Below are 16,071 nucleotides of genomic sequence, written 5' to 3' on the forward strand. Positions count from 1 at the left end.
CTAGTCAACCGGCACGACTTGGATGACATGCGAAACTGGCACAAACGCTTGAGCGATCGCTGCAGCCAGCGGTGTTCGCTCGGCTTCCGTTTCCTTGACCGCCTTTTCCATGTCTTGCTTACCAGCTTTCCCGTGAAAGACTTTTTTGATTTGGTGAGTCTCGAACGCCTGTTTCTTGGCAACGGCTTCGTCAACGCTTCTAAAGGCTGATGAGAACGGATTGACCACAAAGCGGTCCGCCAAATTGATTCCCGCAGTCAATTCATTTGCGCTGAAGGTTTGCGACTGATCGCCCCAAATCACTTTTGCGCTGGCGGTCTGCAAACCGGTTACTTTGAGCATCAACTGGTTAAGTTCTTGGTTGAACGGGACCAATGTCATCCCGGAGCGAATTGCGTTTTCGTCGTCAATCGCTCCCGTGGCACAAAACGGATAGCGCGTGCTGGTGATGGATGCTTTGCCATCGGAAAACGAATCGACTGTGTGCCCGTTCTGCGCCGTTGCCTGCGAATCAGCCAAGCTAATCGTGATCGTTCCCAGGTCGCCGCTGAGCCCCATTGAGTGAAGGAAACCGTACGCCATCATTACATGACCGGCCCAACCCGGATGAATCCCGTCCTTGCCTGCGACACGGTAGGGTTTTTCTGGTGTCGAGTACTTTTGGTTGGCAAAAACTTGCTGTTGGTACATCGGCCAAAAGTGGTCTGTGAACCGGACACCTTCTGTTTGGGCAATGTCGATCGCGATATCACGCAACGCGCACAGGTTCAGATTGTGCTCGTCTAGCGTACCGCTTCGTTGTTTGACCCAAGTCGCGATCTTGCCACTGCAACCCGGCGATCCGACGACCACGCGGCAGTTGGCCGATTTCAGTTTCCGCACGACTGCGGTGTAATGATCGCGATACCAACGACCATTGGTGACATCAAACGGACGATAGCGAGCGTCGTTCATGCCGTAGCAAAGGGTGGCCAGCGTTGGTTCGAATCGCAAACAATCTTGATCCATCCGCCGCAGAAATCCGTCTGCTTTTTCGCCGCTCCAGCCATACTGACGAACCGTGACGGCAAGTTCGGGTTCACACACGGTCAAGTAAGTTTCGATCATTCGCGAATACATCAATTGCTGTGTGATCGAATCGCCGATAATTGCCAGCTTGTCGCCTTTGCGAATCAGCAGTGGCCCCACTGCGGGAGCCTTGCGCGGAAAGAATTTCGCAAACTGGTCACCATCGGGTTTGGCTTCGTATTCATACGGTCCGAAGGTGACGGCAGGTGATTGGTTCAATTTTTCTTGAGCATTGCCGGCGATTGCGCAAAGCAAAACGGCAAGCGTCATAACAGTACGAAACACGTAGAATCCTGTATTCAAAACGAGGGTGGTGTGCGATGGCGTCCCACAGCTTTGTGCTGGTGGCATATGATGGCCCCACATCATACTGAAAATTGTTCGTCTCGCTTCGGAGTCTCCCCCATGGGTGTTTGCTACAACTCGACCGTCGTCAACGCCCCCATCGATGTGGTTTGGCATCAGCTCCGTGATTTTCACGACATGAGCTGGGGTGTGGGCGTCATTACGAGTTGCGAAGCGGTGGGTGAAGTACCAGGCCATCAAGCCGGTGCAAAACGCATCTTGAATGGTTCATTTCATGAAACACTGCACCGGATGGAGGACAATAAATGCGCACTGAGTTACAGCATCGACGATGGTCCCGAGCCGGTGTCCAGTGATTCGCTTACCAGTTATCGAGCCAGTATTCAGTGCCGACCAGTGACCGACATCAACGGGACGTTTGTGCAGTGGGAATCCGTTTTCGAGGCCAAAGATGACGAACTGGTTCTGGCGTTCTGCACTCCCATCTACGCTGCGCTTTTAGAAGCCCTGAAATCCCATTTCGCTTAGAGTTACCTTTCTTCCTTCCCTCCCCCCTTCGGAGCCCCCACCATGATTCGTCGACGCGAATTTTTAGCTCAGACATCCGCCGCCGCGACCCTCTTGGCTTGCCCGGCCATCGTCCGCGGACAGAACTTGAACTCTCGTCTGCAAGTCGCCGGCATCGGCTGCGACGGCAAAGGCTGGTCGGATATCAAAGAGATGTCGGATCACGCCCAGACGCAAATGGTCGGGTTTTGCGACATTGATTTGGCACGGACCGAAAAAGTCAAACAGCTCGCTCCGGACGCGCCCGTCTTTCAAAATTTCAAAGACCTGTTGGCCGATCAAGGCGACAAGATTGATGCCGTCACGGTGTCGACCCCCGATCACATGCACGCGTACATCACGCTGGATGCTCTTGCCCAAGGCAAGCATGTGTATTGCCAAAAACCGTTGACGCACAATGTTGCCGAATCCCGCGCGGTCGCAAAGGCCGCCAAAGAGTCAGGTAAGATCACACGGCTTGGCAACCAGATTCATTCGCACACTTTCTACCGCAGCGCGGTGGCGGCGATTCAGGCCGGTCTGATCGGCAAAGTCAAACGAGTCCATTCTTGGTCATCTGCAACCGGGCACGGAAAATCCGGGCACATTTCCGTGCCTAAGAATCCGCCTCCGTTGCCGACCAGCGTCAATTGGGATTTGTGGGTCGGCGTGGCTCCGATGCGTGACTATGGCGGCGATCGCGTTTACCATCCATGGGGCTGGCGCGATTGGCAAGACTTTGGAAACGGCGCATTGGGCGATTTCGGTTGCCACATTTTTGATCCCGTCTTTACGGCCATCGAAATGAACAAGGCCCCGTTAAGCATGAAGGCCGACCACTCGGGCATGAACGATCAAGTTTGGCCAGCACAAACCCGAGTCGAATACCAATTTCCTGGCACCAAGTGGACCGCAGCGGACACGCTGGAGGTGACTTGGTATGACGGTGGGTTGCTGCCATCGGTTAGCGGATCGCATGTTCCGCCGACCGACGCACTTCCTAGCCAAGGTTCGTTGATCATCGGAGACAAAGGCACGATGGTGCTCAAGCACATGGGACGTGCCAAGCTGTATCCGCTGGATCAATATGCCACGGACGCGTTTGACGACTTGCCCAGCCTGAACCACTACCACGGCTGGGTCGACGGCTGCTTGAGCGGTCAACAGCCCAGCGACGGTTTCGACTACGGGGCCAAACTGACCGAATCGGTACTGCTAGGAAATATCGCAGTTCGGTACGCGAACAAGAAACTGCTTTGGGACGAACCGGCGATGAAGATCACGAATCACAACGAAGCAAACCAGTGGCTCCGACGCGACTATCGCGCCGGCTGGAAACTGGACGTCTAAGGTTTGCGACGCCTCAGTCTGGCGACGCGAAAGCCACGTGCGCGCAACCGTTGCATCGATCGGGCGGCACTGCCAATCACGATCGCCAATTGACCAACGGACTGTTCTTTTTGGACTTCGCTTATGGCCCCCGTTCTTCAAACGCTCGCTGACCTGATTCGCATCAACAGTGTGAACCCGAACTACGAAGGCGGTGTAAACGAATCGAAGATTGCCGGCTACGTGCAGGCCTTCTTCGATAGCCGCGGTATCGCCGTGCAATCTGCCGATGTATTGCCCGGACGTCCCAACGTGATCGCTAAGGTGCCCGGCGCAGACGCCGATCGACGCGTTGTTTTTGAGGCGCATCTGGACACGGTTTCAGTAGCCGACATGACGATCGATCCTTTTGATCCGGTCGTTCGCGATGGCATGATGTACGGCCGGGGAGCATGCGACACCAAAGGCGGCATGGCGGCAATGATGCATGCGGTCGCCCAGATTGCTAGTTCGGAGGAACCGCCGCCCTGCGAGATCGTGTTTGCCGCCACGATCGATGAAGAATACTCGTATCGCGGTGTCGTCGATTTCTGCGAAGGCTTGCAAGCTGATGCCGCGATTATCGCCGAGCCAACGATGCTGGCTCCCGTCATCGCCAGCAAAGGGCTGGTGCGGTTTATCATCGAAACAAAAGGCGTCGCCGCGCACAGCGCCAAGCCTCATTTGGGAAACAACGCGATCGAACAGATGATGGTCGTGGTGTCGCATATCGCGAAGGACAACGAAAAGCTAACCCGTGCTGTTCACCCTTTGCTCGGTTCTGCCACGTGTAACATCGGGGTCATCCGCGGAGGTGTTCAAATCAACTTGGTGCCGGCGACCTGCGAGATCGAAATCGACCGGCGAATTCTGCCGGGTGAAACCTACCAAAGCGTGTTGGCCGGATACGAAGCCCTGTTGCAGGCCATCATGACGCAGCATCCCAACATTGACGCGGTCATTCACCCGCCGCTTTTGACCGACTTGCCGCTGGAGACAGATCGCGAGAGCCCTGCGGTCACCTCGATGGGGGACGTGCTCAGCTTGCTTGGCCACGATCCAACTCCCATCGGGGTTCCGTTTTGCAGTGACGCCAGTAAGTTTGGTGCGATTGGAATACCAAGCATCATTCTTGGTCCCGGTAGCATCGACCAGGCGCACGGTGCGATCGAGTACATTGATTGCCAAAGTGTGGTCGATGCCGTCGAAGTGTATCGGCAGTTTGCGATTCGATTTCAATAGACAGGTCAAAGCATGTCAGGCTCTCATCTTTCCCGCCGACAATTTCAGCTAGCTACGGTTGCCGGTGTCCTGGGTTGCTGTTCTCCAGTTTCATCTGCCGAAAAGCACAAAGGGTTCATCGACGCGCACGTTCACGTTTGGACGCCAGACATCAAGAGTTACCCGCTTGACCAAGCTTTTGATGTCGGCGACATGCAACCGACCAGTTTTACGCCCGAAGAATTGTTTCGACACACCAAGCCCAGCGGTGTTGACCGAATCGTTCTGATCCAGATGAGCTTTTACAATTTTGACAATCGTTACATGCTCGACATGATGGCGAAGTTCCCCGGTGTGTTCGGAGGAGTCGGAATTGTTGACCACCAAGCCGCCGATGTCGCAAAACAAATGAAGAAATTGGCGTCAGCGGGCGTCAAAGGATTTCGGTTGCACTCGCGAGGCGGATCGGCCGCACAGTGGCCCAGCGATGCCGGCATGAAAACAGTTTGGAAGACAGCCGCTGACGAGAATCTTGCCGTCTGTCCGCTCATCAATCCCGAAGAATTGCCCCACGTGGATTCGCTGTGCAAGCAGTTTCCCAAAACCAAAGTCGTGATCGACCATTTTGCTCGTGTTGGCATCAGCGGCCAAGTCGAAGCCGAGCAATTAAAAACACTTTGCAGCCTTTCCAGGCACCAGCATACGCATGTCAAGACATCTGCGTTCTACGCGCTGGGCAAAAAGCAGCCGCCCTACACGGATCTGGAACCGATGATCAAAACCGTTGTCGACGCCTACGGTGCGGATCGATTGATGTGGGCCAGCGACTGCCCTTATCAAGTGCAGGGCGACCACACCTACGAAGCTTCGATTGCCTTGATCCGTGATCACTGCCAATTTCTTAGCGCCGAACAAAAGAGCGCAATCCTTCGCGGCACCGCCGAGAAGCTGTTCTTTTAAGGGGCGTTTAAGACACGCGCGGAATTTCGTAGCCGGCGCGTTGCTCTCTGGCAATCAACGCCGCTGCCACTTCGTCGCCAACGATAGTCTCTGCCTTGGGATCCCATTTGATCTTGCGGCCAAGTCGAGCCGCAATGGCAGCCAGATGACAGACGCTCATCGCCTGCGTATGGGTGAAGACATCGGAGACGGGCAAACCTCCTTCGCGGATGCAGCGATAGAAATTGCCTTTATGCCCTTCGACCACCTTGCCCTTGAAAAGTCGCTGTAGATCCGAATCATCGAACGAATCCTTGTCCCAATTTTCTTCGATCGGCGTCCCGACGATCTTGCTTCGATTAACGAACACGCGGCCTTTGGTGCCGGTAAACAGAATGCCGTTATCGCCACGGCTTTCGATGTCCATTTGGATTCCGTTGGCGTACTTGCAAACAATGTTGTAGTCGTGTGCAGTATTGAACGTGTCGTCGCTGGTCGGGTAACCGTCCTTGAATTCCACGGGATGCTTCGCGTCCGCCCCATCGATCGATACTGGCCCCTGTCCTTTGCCCTGCTGATCGATCGCCCACGTTGCGATGTCGACATGGTGGGCTCCCCAGTCGGTGAATTTGCCACCTGAATATTCGTACCACCAGCGAAACGTTCCATGGCAGCGTTCTTTGATGTAGGCGACCTTTGGAGCCTGGCCCAACCAAGCATCCCAATCTAAATTGGCAGGCGGCGTGGATTTCGTAAAATGTTTGCCCACCGATCCACCATTGATCCCGATCTTGATGTGTTTGATGTCGCCCAGCAATCCTTTTTGAACCATGTTAACGGCACGCAAAAACTTACTGCGCTCACTACGCTGTTGCGTTCCCACCATGAACACTCGGTCGGCATACTTTGTGCAAGCGGCACGAATCAGTTGGTTCTCTTCCAAGGTCAACGTCAAGGGTTTTTGGCAGAACACGTGCTTGCCGGCCTGGAGAGCTTCGATCGCAATCTTGACGTGCCAGTGGTCGGGAGTGGCAATACTGACAACGTCGATGTCATCGCGATCCAAAATTCGGCGATAGTCGGCGACCACGTCGGCTTTGCCTTTGCCGATTCGCTCATCATTCCGAGCTCTCTGAGCATGATTTTCGTCGACATCCGCAACCGCGACAATGTCGCCAAACTTGGCGTGACCGCGGCAGTCCCCCGAGCCCATTCCTCCCAAACCAATTCCGCCGATCACCGGGCGGTCATTCTTGGATTGATTCGCAAACGCAGATTGCGACCAAGGAAAGTAAGGCGTCAGACTAGCCAACCCGGTCGCCACGGCTGTTTGTTTCAGGAAACGACGACGCGTTTTCGGTTTCATCAGGAGGTGGCTTTCAAGCTGGCGGAGCACGGATGACGTCAGGAACACGTCATCAATTGTAGCAAATCGCCAAACGCTAATAGCACTGAACCAAGTCAACCCACGCCGGCATCACTCAGCAATCGCCAATGCCGCATGCAACCAATTGCACTCCGAATTTTGCATTCAGCCTATTTCAGGGACCGCAAACTTTGCGTGCCGATGCGTACATCACGGTCGCTCCAACTGCCAGATCCCCAGACGCTGCGCCCGGGCAGTTGCCAGTTGCTATTGATGGAGTCCGACACGTGCGAATCAATCCACTCCATCGCTTCGACCGCTCCGTCGTGCGGCATATCGACGATCGCGAGGGCTGATTCAGGGCGTTTTCGAAAGAGCGCTAATCGCCCGTCGGCTGACAGGATTCGCGTGCCGTTGAGATGGTAGCGCCAGAGTGCCGATTGGCGTTGCAAACTGTACAGGATGCCGCTGCTGGTCATGACCAAATCGGAATCGATCCATGTCGCTGAGCCGCTTCCCAAGCTACGTTTGCTGTCGATCTGCACTGCTTTGGCAGCCGATGCGAGATCCCAGACGACCATGCGACGCTGGCTGGTAACGGCCAATGCATGCGACTGTGACGAAAAGCTAACGGACGGAACAATCTTGGGCTCACTCGCGATCCGCCCCAGCACTTTTCCTTCGACAGAATCTACCAATAGCACTCCACCGGCGACCGGCACCGCAAGTTGTCGGCGTCCACCAGAGAGATCCGGGACGCTACCAGGATCGATCCCATCGATACGAAACGTCATGTCACCACTGACAAGATTCCAACCCATCAAAGAACGGTCGACAATCGCGATGACGTGCTCTTCATCGATCCAGCGTGCCCAACGCAAGTGCGCCTGCGAACCGATAATCCCTTGGGTCGCCTGGGATTCGGTCGGCAGCTTGCGCTGATAATTGATTTCTAATTCGTCGGCGCGCCAGCCGGTCGCGATTGCCAATCGCCCGCCCTTGCCAGCCGGACTGTGCCCGACCAAAACCAACGAACGCTTGCTCCTGATGTGATGATCCAACAACGTCAACGCTTCTTCGCTCTGGTGGATCACACTACTAGTGCGACTTTGCAAATCGAACTTGACAACGCGGTTGATCGAGTGCGAACCGGACAGAACAAACCCAACTGTAATCGACATGCCGATTGCGGGACTGCGGTCGGTCCCTACGTTGACCAGTTGTGAACATCGATCGTACGTATTGACTCCATCGAGCGAAAATTCAGCCAGAGGAAACGCGGGCGCGTCCGGACTGGGATCGGGCGTCTGAGGTGCTGGCGGATCAAAACTGGCGGTGGTTTCGGTGACCACACCCATCTGCAACTCTGAGTTTTCGCTGGCGATGGTCAGAGAGCGAGGCAAGTCCAACCGAGGCAAAGGCTGGTAGTCGGGCGTGTCAGTCAAAGTCGCTTTCGGCACCGACACCAAAGCGTCTCTTCGATCATTGTAGTTAGCCAAGTAGTCTTGATCGCGTTTGCTGATACGGTCGATCGGCATGGTTGATTCCCCGCCGTCTTTTCGGCGCAGAATAACGACCTGTCCATCGCGTCGGACCAAAGAAGCTTCGATGCTGTATCGTCCCGACGAATCAACCCAGATTCGCATGGGTTCGGCGGCAGTCGATTGAGCAGTTGGCAACCATGCAAGGCAAAGAGCCACCATAATGGCGCAGGACAACGCGGCGCGGATATTCATCAGAGTCGTGTTCGCCAGTTCGTTCAGGATAAGACACAATGATAAGAAATGACAATCAGCACCAATTTGCACTATCGAAGCTGAGTCGATCCGTTGCTATCAGCCGGAAGCGACGGGAACGACAGTTTTCCGTCGGCGACCTGGACGGCAGGGCCAGCACTAGGCGGCGCGCCGATTCCCGATGGCGAAGTCGTCGACGATTCTGATCCACCGATCGCTTTGAGCCACGCATCAGGTCGCTGTCCAAAATCTTTGCCAGTCACGCCACGCAGTGATTGCATGGCCAGACTTTGTGTCGCGGGGTTGCGATCGTTCAGAGCGATGCGAAGTGAATTGAGTGGAACCTGGCCTTTGTGATTTGCCAGAGCCGCTAAGGCAGCGTGCTGAACATCAAGCTCGGTTTCGCTGCCATACGTCGACGCCAACAGACTCGCTGCTTGGGCTTCGCGGCGATTCCCCAGAGCCCGGCATGCTTCCATGCGGACTTTTATGCTGTCGTCTTTCAAACCTTTTTCAATCAACCCAATCGCAGTACCGGTCCGCATTTTGCCAGCTGCACTGATCGCCAACCGACGCATCTCCGGATTGGGATCCATTTCCACCATTTTGCTAAGGTGAGTAGACCAATACGCTTGGCGATTGGCCGGAAGACTATCGATCGTGTCGGCCAGTTTCAGCAGTTGATTTCGACGTTCATGATCCGTGACGCCCAACTGATCGTCTGCACGCCATTCTTTCATCGTGAAATAGGGATTCACGTGTTTAAGAGCGTACAGAGGGCCATCATGGCATCCGCTTATCACACTGGTGACACCAAGCAACACACAGGCGACGAGGGTCCGTGCCATCAACTTTTGCATTGTTTGATTCCGCATCCTTGCTTCCAATTTTTGATGTGAAAAAGTGCTGGGCAATTCAGTTGTCCGCGACTTTCCCAGCGGGATTGCCAACGTCACCACCAGTCCAAATCCGTCGTCATCGTTAACCACGCTGGCGACGACGATGGGAATTGCCTTTCCATCTGCACTCTGCTGGTTGCCTGTATCAAAGTAATGCGATCATTTCCAAGGTCAGTTCCGACGGGAACGAAGACCGCAATGCTATCTTTGGAGGCGACTCAAGATTTGCAGTGACTTTGTACGCAGATTGGACTGAGTTTGGCAGCATCAACTTGCTACTCTTGCGTTCAGGTCTGGCAATGATTGCCAGCGAACAGTGAAAACCAGCAATCGCGACTGGCTGCAGCAGCGATCTACTCTTCTCAAGGTTGGAGTTCCAAGGATGGGCCATCTTTTTTCTGCCGAAAAGCAACTCAATTCGGTCAAAGACATTTTGGACCAAGTTGCCGGTCCACTGGACCTGAATGCGTCGGTCAAACTCTGGAACGGCGACATCATTCCGCTTGGAAACAACGCGGACGGTAAATACACGATCGAAATCACCAGCCCAGGTGTGATTGGCCGCTTGATGCGTTGGCCCACGTTGGAAACTTTGGTGCGACTCTACGCGACAGGACACGTCAATTTTGATGGTGGTGATCTGATCGAGTTTTCCGAAGCCCTCAATACGACTCGTTCGACCAGCAGTCGCAAACAGCTGAAAGAAATCAGCAAAACCATGTTGGCCAAGAACACGCTGCCATTCATGTTTGCCAACACTCCCAAACAGAGCTTGGAACACGGTTTTGACAGTGACGAAGTCGGTCGCGCCGAACAACGTCGCAACAACAAGGATTACATCCAGTTTCACTACGACGTCAGCAACGAATTCTACGAACTGTTCTTAGGTGAACAGATGCAGTACACGTGCGCGTATTTCACGGACTGGAACAATTCGCTGGATCAGGCGCAATTGGACAAGATGGAAATGATCTGCCGCAAACTACGGCTCAAGCCCGGCGATCGCATGCTGGACATCGGATTTGGCTGGGGCGGACTTCTGTGCTACGCCGCTCAGAATTACGGAGTCGTTGGACACGGAATTTCGCTCTCACAAAACCAGTTGGAATACACGCGGGCAAGAATTGATCGCCTGGGCCTGAACGACCAAGTCACAGTCGAACTGTGTGACTACGCCAATGTGAAAGGCGAGTATGACAAAGTCGTCAGCGTCGGCATGTCCGAACACATTGGCATCAAAAACTACCCTCGCTATTTCAACAAAATCAATTCGGTGCTGCGTGACCGCGGCATCTGTTTGAACCACGCGATCGCGCGTCGTGCCAAGAATACGCGACGAGGCGTCAAACGAATTCGCCCCGAACGCAAGTTCTTGTTGAAATACATTTTCCCAGGCTCCGAATTGACTCCCGTCGGGATGACCACGGACTTCATGGAAAAGAGCGGCTTTGAAGTCCACGATGTCGAATCGTGGCGAGAGCACTATGCATTGACGCTGAAGTACTGGTGCAAGAATTTATCAGCCAACAAAGAACGTGCGATCGAGCTCGTCGGCGAAGAACGTTATCGCTTGTGGGTCGCTTACTTGGCCGGCGGATCGGGCGGATTCAAAAATGGATCCATCAAGATCTTCCAAGTCCTGGGAACCAAACGTTCCAAGAAGGGGTTGTCGGGAATGCCACCCACGCGTGCTGACCTGTACCGTGCTGCTTGATCAACCGGCGTGATCCTCCGCGGCAAACTGCTGTCGCCGACGACCACCGCTTTGGTCGGCGCAAAAAAAATGCGTCTCGAAGCAGGGCTGATGGCGACATCATTTCTGCTTGGAGAGCGCAATACTTTTTTCAGCAAAGAAACTTTGCTACGCCGTCTTGCTCACTAGCCTTCGCTAGGAGTGACGTTCTCAGCACGAGGTCCCTTGGGGCCTTGTCCTTCGTTGAACGTCACGCGCTGACCTTCTCGCAAATCGTCGAAAGTAACTTCTTCAACGTTCGAGCAATGAAAGAACAAGTCTTTCTCTGATCCGGTGTCAATGAAACCAAAACCTTTGTCGGTCAACCGCTTGATAGTGCCTTCAGCCATCTAACTCTAATCCAAAAAACGAGATCTTGTGGTTTTGCCGCCGCAAACGCGCGTCGATCCATCCACCACATGCGTGAAAAGTGTAACACTGCCAGGCTTGGTTTTGCACACTCTGACGCGAAAAACTTTTGACATCGCTCCGGTGAAAGCATCAATGTGGCCGCAAATCGCCGGTTTTAACGCCAAAAACCGCCCCAAACGGTGCATTTGTGCAGTACGAAAAAGTCGACGGCTGGCGATGATTATTTTGGAGCCAAAACGCTTTTGACAACGTCACCTTGGTGCATCTTTTCAAAAGCTTCGTGCCACTGATCCAACGGCCAAACGCCACCAACGATCGGTGCGACGTCCAACTGACCACTGGCAAGCAGGGCGACGACGCGCTCCCAAATCGGCCAATTGTGGCTAAAACTGCCTTGCAAACGAACGTTCTTTTGCACCAACGGATCTAAGTTAAAACCAAGCGGCTGCGGTCCCCAGCCCACTTTGCTGATCCAACCAGCAGGCCGAACAATCTGCATCGCGATTTGCAAAGTCGCACTGGCCCCGGCCGCATCGATCACGCCGTCGCAACCCAAACCATCCCGTTCACGCGCCCATGGTTCAACGTCACCGATAATGGTTTCGCATCCATACTGCTGGGCGATTTTTAATCGATGCGAATCCGACTCCAATCCAACAATCGCGACTTGGGCTCCGCAAAGTTTGGCCATCGCAGCGCAGAGGATGCCGATGGTTCCTGGGCCCATGACGACAATGCGATCCCCCGGTTCGATGTTCGCGTTCCGGACGACTGCGTTGTAAGCGACGCAGCATGGTTCCGTCAGACAAGCGTGTTCCATCGGCAGCGAATCCGGCACGTGATGCAGAATTCTTGCGGGCACTTTAACGAACCGCGTCATCGCACCGTTGACGCCATACCCAAATCCCTTGCGAGTCGGATCCAGATTGTACAATCCCCGCCGCGTCATCGGATTGTCTTGAGAAATGATCGCAGCGGTTTCGCTGACCACGCGATCATCGACGTTCCAGTGATCGACGTGTTTGCCCACTTGCACGATCCGGCCACCAAATTCGTGCCCCAATACGACCGGATAGTTGACGGGCCACGAGTGGTTGGCGGTCCACTGGTGCAAATCACTTCCGCAAACCCCGACATTGGCAACTTCCAATAGCACGTCGTCGTCGCCAATCTTCGGCGGATCGACTTGCCGAATTTCCACGGCGCCGGATTGATTGGCGAAGTTCACCACAGCATCAGATTTCATCGTTCAGTCTTTTAGATAAAGGGGAAACGTTTGTGCCGGCACGCAGGCGGGTGTTTGCCAAAACGTCGACGGTTGTCGTAGACGCAGACGCCAGGTGTCATTGCACGAAACTTGGCACTTCAATCAACCGACGCATGATTTGCAGCGCCTACGTCGAGACGCCTAAGAATGGTCGCCTTTCAAATAGGCCAATAGATCGGCCATCTGCTGTGGAGTAATGTCCTTTTCAATGCCTTCGGGCATCATCGACACTTTGCTGACTTTGATCTCTTCGATCTCAGCGCGTCCGATCGTCTTCGACTTGCCCTCGGCCATCTTCAACACCACCGCCTCGGAAGACTCCGAAACAATCAGCCCGTTAAAAACTTGTCCATCGACGGACAGGATCGAATACGCCGTAAACCGCGGCTCGACTTTGGCATTGGGGTCCAAAATGTCGTACAGCAACGCGGCTTTGGAGCGATTCTGTGTGTCGCTTAAATCTGGTCCCGCGTCGTGCCCCACGCCGTTTCGACGATGGCAAGCAGCACAGATTCTCGCGAACACTTTGGCGCCTTCGCCGCCCGAAGCTTTCAGTTCCAACGCCGATTCGTAGTCCTTGGCCACCTGTTGCCGGTTCGTCGACACGGCCCCACCGAACAATTCGCTGGCTTGATTTTTGATGGATTCATCGCTGTGTTTCAGCAATCGCACGCGTTGGTCAATACTCAGTGTTGACGCGGACATTTTGCCAGCTGCCATTGCCTGGAGCGCCAACTTCGTCGAATCCGACCGCCGCAAAACCAGTTCCAGCGCCGGGCCTCGCACGACGGACCCCAGTTCTGACCACCGCTGCAACACGATTTCTGAAGCAGCGGTCGTGCCATTTTTTGCCAACGCACGGATGCTGGCCAGTTGCACCTCGACCGGTTGGTCACTGAGCAGCAAATCTGCCAACGTCGACGATGATTGCGAAAGCGGTTGATAGGCCAACACATTGACCGCGGCCGCACGTGCAACAGGATCTTGATCAGAATCGGTTGCTGTCAGCGAACATTGTTCAAAGAACGCCTGCGTCTGCGAGGCTGATTCGGCAAGCCGACTGGGCGGATCACTCAATAGTTTTGTCAGGGACAATCTGCCCAGCTTACCGCGGTATCGCGGCAGACCTTCGCCAAGGCCGCTTACGATTGCCGCACGCCACCAAGTCCCTTCGGCATCGGTCGCTACGTCTTGGTTTAATCTCTCAAGCAGCGTCGCCAAGGAATCCAAGTCGGCTCGAGCACCGATGACCGATGCAAAACGCTGCACCATCATGATCCGCTGAGCATCGCCGGGTTGCCGGAACTGGTCATCTCGGATCATCAAACTGAGCACGCGTTGTGATGTTGTTTGCGTCGATGTGAGCAAGCCATCCAAGAAATGTGTGTCCGCGCCGTCACGCAAAGCCAGTGCAGCGAGCAACTCGATCGCTTTGTCACTGTCTTGGTCGGCCAAGGCCAAAGCAACCGCATAGCGATCGGTGACCGTATCGCTTGTGGCAGCCTTTCCTAGTGCAGCAAACACGTCGGCTTGATCGATCCAAGTACGCGACAAACCGATCGCGTCGGAGCGAACGCGGGGATGAGCATCTTGGATCGCCGCGATCACGTCTTCCTTGGTCAATGCCGAAAGCCCATCGAGCGTCCACATCGCGTGCAGCCGCGTCGTGGGACTTGGGTGATGCAGTAGTTTGCCAACGGAGTCCACCGCGCGGAGGTCTTGCTGTTCGCAAAGCAGACGTTGACCTAGAAATTGCCGCCAACCGTTTTGATCGGCCAGCAAGTCAACTGTCTGGGCAAGCGTGCTGGGCGGACTGAAGGGACGTGTTTTGGCAGACGTTGGCACAATCCGGTAGATCCGCCCACGATCCTCGCCGGCACGCCAGTCCAACTTCGCGGCGATCTCGGGCGGCAAAAACTTCGGATGTTCGACCCACAATCGGTACATGTCCGCCAAGTACAACGCCCCGTCAGGCCCGGTCGCCAAACTGGACGGGCGAAACCAAGTATCGTCTGACGCTATAAAGTCGCTCTTCTCTTTGGCACGCGTGGCCACCAACCGGACTCCGTCGTTCTGCACGATGGATCGCGTCACCAGGTGACCGATCGGCTCGCAGACAAACACACTTTCGCCAAACGACTTTTCGCCAAGTTCTCCCAGGTAGGCCGTGGTTCCACAGGCCGACGTGTGAGTCCCAGCGTGCGAGAGGTAGTTGCTTTTCATATCGACGAGCGGGTAGACCCTCGTTTCGCCGCCTGCTTTTCCGACGTCGTAGTACGGCTTGGCGACCACATGGAACGGATTGCGTTTCAGAACGTTGGGAGCCAAGAAGGTCGTCATGATTGGATTTCGATTGGTGCAGTAAAAACGTCGCCCCCAACGATCGACCGTATTGCCAAACTGGCCCATCCCGCTGTCCGCCTGGAATTCTCGGGTCCCTGGGTGGAAGCGAAAATCTTTACGCGGCAACTTGGTTTTCTTATCTGGTGTCTTGGCGTCGAAAACTTCACCGGGCCCGTAGTTCATATAAACCCAGTTATCGATTCCCCAGCGAGGGTTCCCGATTTGCATCTGAGCATGAGCAGGCGTGAAACCGTCAAAAACCGTCTCGCGCACGTCGGCCACGTTGTCGCCGTCCGTGTCTTTCAGAAAAAGTACTTTGGTTTGCGCGCCAACCAGGAGGCCGCCGCGATAGCACATCATGCTGTGCGCAAAGTTCAGTTTGTCGGCGAACACAATCCGTCGGTCGGCCACCAGATCCCCGTCGGTGTCCGACACCATCACAATCTTGGACAGCGGGTCTTCGCCTTCGGGTGGCCCAATCGGGTAGTCACTGTATTCGGCAACAAACATTTCGCCGCGATGATCAAACGCAATCGCGACCGGGTCTCGCACCAACGGTTCGGCCGCAAACAATTTGACTTCGTATCCCGGTTCGATCTGCACGTGCTGCAGAGATTCCTGAGCTGATTTGGGCGGGGGCGTGTCACCGTCGACCCAGTGCCGGCCTCCACGCGTGCCTTCGATTACGTCCAAAGCCTTGGTTTTGGTGGACGGCTCAACCGTGTGTCCCTGGATCGCTGTCAACACGACCAAACTGAATGCCAAGGAACAACGAACTGCGAATCGGGTGGAATGATGCAAGGGAACAGCTCTTGGGGAACGCAAAGAGAGAGGGCGCAGAATGGCTGCAGTGGGATCAATCGATGCACGCGGTAGGCAGGACGTGCAAAAGGTGGGCAAGCTACGGG

General features: G+C 54.9%; 12 protein-coding genes. 5 read left to right on the plus strand and 7 right to left on the minus strand.

The features are described from left to right. A complete protein-coding gene (locus tag K239x_RS14955) occupies nt 1-1,353 on the minus strand; it encodes an SGNH/GDSL hydrolase family protein (protein ID WP_419188977.1) in 1,353 nt (450 codons plus the stop codon). Nucleotides 1,354-1,473: 120 nt separating this feature from the next. Between K239x_RS14955 and K239x_RS14960 the strand changes: the two genes are divergently transcribed. The 4 genes from K239x_RS14960 to K239x_RS14975 all read left to right on the plus strand — a co-directional run bounded on the left by K239x_RS14960 (nt 1,474) and on the right by K239x_RS14975 (nt 5,469). Next, nucleotides 1,474-1,902: an SRPBCC family protein gene (locus tag K239x_RS14960; protein ID WP_145419023.1), complete on the plus strand. Its 429-nt coding sequence runs from the start codon at nt 1,474-1,476 to the stop codon at nt 1,900-1,902. Between the two features lie 42 nt (nt 1,903-1,944). Then, nucleotides 1,945-3,270, plus strand: coding sequence for a Gfo/Idh/MocA family protein (locus K239x_RS14965; RefSeq protein WP_145419025.1), 1,326 nt, complete (start codon nt 1,945-1,947; stop codon nt 3,268-3,270). Nucleotides 3,271-3,393: 123 nt separating this feature from the next. Further along, a complete protein-coding gene (locus K239x_RS14970) occupies nt 3,394-4,530 on the plus strand; it encodes a M20 family metallopeptidase (protein ID WP_145419027.1) in 1,137 nt (378 codons plus the stop codon). Between the two features lie 12 nt (nt 4,531-4,542). Continuing rightward, nucleotides 4,543-5,469 (plus strand): amidohydrolase family protein, encoded by a 927-nt coding sequence (locus tag K239x_RS14975; RefSeq protein WP_145419029.1) that lies wholly within the window; start codon nt 4,543-4,545, stop codon nt 5,467-5,469. A 7-nt stretch (nt 5,470-5,476) separates the two neighbouring features. Here K239x_RS14975 and K239x_RS14980 read toward each other — a convergent pair whose 3' ends face one another. The 3 genes from K239x_RS14980 to K239x_RS14990 all read right to left on the minus strand — a co-directional run bounded on the left by K239x_RS14980 (nt 5,477) and on the right by K239x_RS14990 (nt 9,398). Next, nucleotides 5,477-6,814: a Gfo/Idh/MocA family protein gene (locus K239x_RS14980; RefSeq protein WP_145419031.1), complete on the minus strand. Its 1,338-nt coding sequence runs from the start codon at nt 6,812-6,814 to the stop codon at nt 5,477-5,479. Between the two features lie 170 nt (nt 6,815-6,984). After that, a complete protein-coding gene (locus K239x_RS14985; RefSeq protein WP_145419033.1) occupies nt 6,985-8,550 on the minus strand; it encodes an SHD1 domain-containing protein in 1,566 nt (521 codons plus the stop codon). A gap of 71 nt (nt 8,551-8,621) precedes the next feature. Next, nucleotides 8,622-9,398 (minus strand): HEAT repeat domain-containing protein, encoded by a 777-nt coding sequence (locus tag K239x_RS14990; RefSeq protein WP_145419035.1) that lies wholly within the window; start codon nt 9,396-9,398, stop codon nt 8,622-8,624. A gap of 433 nt (nt 9,399-9,831) precedes the next feature. Here K239x_RS14990 and K239x_RS14995 point away from each other — a divergent pair, with 433 nt between their 5' ends. Further along, complete coding sequence (locus tag K239x_RS14995) at nt 9,832-11,163, plus strand: SAM-dependent methyltransferase (protein ID WP_145419037.1); 1,332 nt, start codon at nt 9,832-9,834, stop codon at nt 11,161-11,163. A gap of 164 nt (nt 11,164-11,327) precedes the next feature. Here K239x_RS14995 and K239x_RS15000 read toward each other — a convergent pair whose 3' ends face one another. From K239x_RS15000 to K239x_RS15010, 3 genes are all read right to left on the minus strand, one after another. Further along, nucleotides 11,328-11,531 carry a cold-shock protein gene (locus tag K239x_RS15000; protein WP_145419039.1) on the minus strand — a complete coding sequence of 68 codons (204 nt, stop codon included), beginning with the start codon at nt 11,529-11,531 and terminating at the stop codon, nt 11,328-11,330. Between the two features lie 242 nt (nt 11,532-11,773). After that, nucleotides 11,774-12,799: a zinc-binding dehydrogenase gene (locus K239x_RS15005; RefSeq protein ID WP_145419041.1), complete on the minus strand. Its 1,026-nt coding sequence runs from the start codon at nt 12,797-12,799 to the stop codon at nt 11,774-11,776. Between the two features lie 162 nt (nt 12,800-12,961). Next, nucleotides 12,962-15,964 carry a PVC-type heme-binding CxxCH protein gene (locus tag K239x_RS15010; protein WP_145419043.1) on the minus strand — a complete coding sequence of 1,001 codons (3,003 nt, stop codon included), beginning with the start codon at nt 15,962-15,964 and terminating at the stop codon, nt 12,962-12,964. Nucleotides 15,965-16,071 lie beyond the last annotated feature (107 nt).

Source organism: Stieleria marina (assembly GCA_007741555.1).
Classification (GTDB): Bacteria; Planctomycetota; Planctomycetia; order Pirellulales; family Pirellulaceae; genus K23-9.

Excerpts from the sequence above, each read along its gene's own strand:
- K239x_RS14960 (WP_145419023.1), top strand. The coding sequence starts at position 1,474 with ATGGGTGTTTGCTACAACTCGACCGTCGTCAACGCCCCCATCGATGTG.
- K239x_RS14990 (WP_145419035.1), bottom strand. The coding sequence starts at position 9,398 with ATGGCACGGACCCTCGTCGCCTGTGTGTTGCTTGGTGTCACCAGTGTG.
- K239x_RS14985 (WP_145419033.1), bottom strand. The coding sequence starts at position 8,550 with ATGAATATCCGCGCCGCGTTGTCCTGCGCCATTATGGTGGCTCTTTGC.
- K239x_RS14965 (WP_145419025.1), top strand. The coding sequence starts at position 1,945 with ATGATTCGTCGACGCGAATTTTTAGCTCAGACATCCGCCGCCGCGACC.
- K239x_RS14970 (WP_145419027.1), top strand. The coding sequence starts at position 3,394 with ATGGCCCCCGTTCTTCAAACGCTCGCTGACCTGATTCGCATCAACAGT.
- K239x_RS15000 (WP_145419039.1), bottom strand. The coding sequence starts at position 11,531 with ATGGCTGAAGGCACTATCAAGCGGTTGACCGACAAAGGTTTTGGTTTC.
- K239x_RS14995 (WP_145419037.1), top strand. The coding sequence starts at position 9,832 with ATGGGCCATCTTTTTTCTGCCGAAAAGCAACTCAATTCGGTCAAAGAC.
- K239x_RS15005 (WP_145419041.1), bottom strand. The coding sequence starts at position 12,799 with ATGAAATCTGATGCTGTGGTGAACTTCGCCAATCAATCCGGCGCCGTG.
- K239x_RS14980 (WP_145419031.1), bottom strand. The coding sequence starts at position 6,814 with ATGAAACCGAAAACGCGTCGTCGTTTCCTGAAACAAACAGCCGTGGCG.
- K239x_RS14975 (WP_145419029.1), top strand. The coding sequence starts at position 4,543 with ATGTCAGGCTCTCATCTTTCCCGCCGACAATTTCAGCTAGCTACGGTT.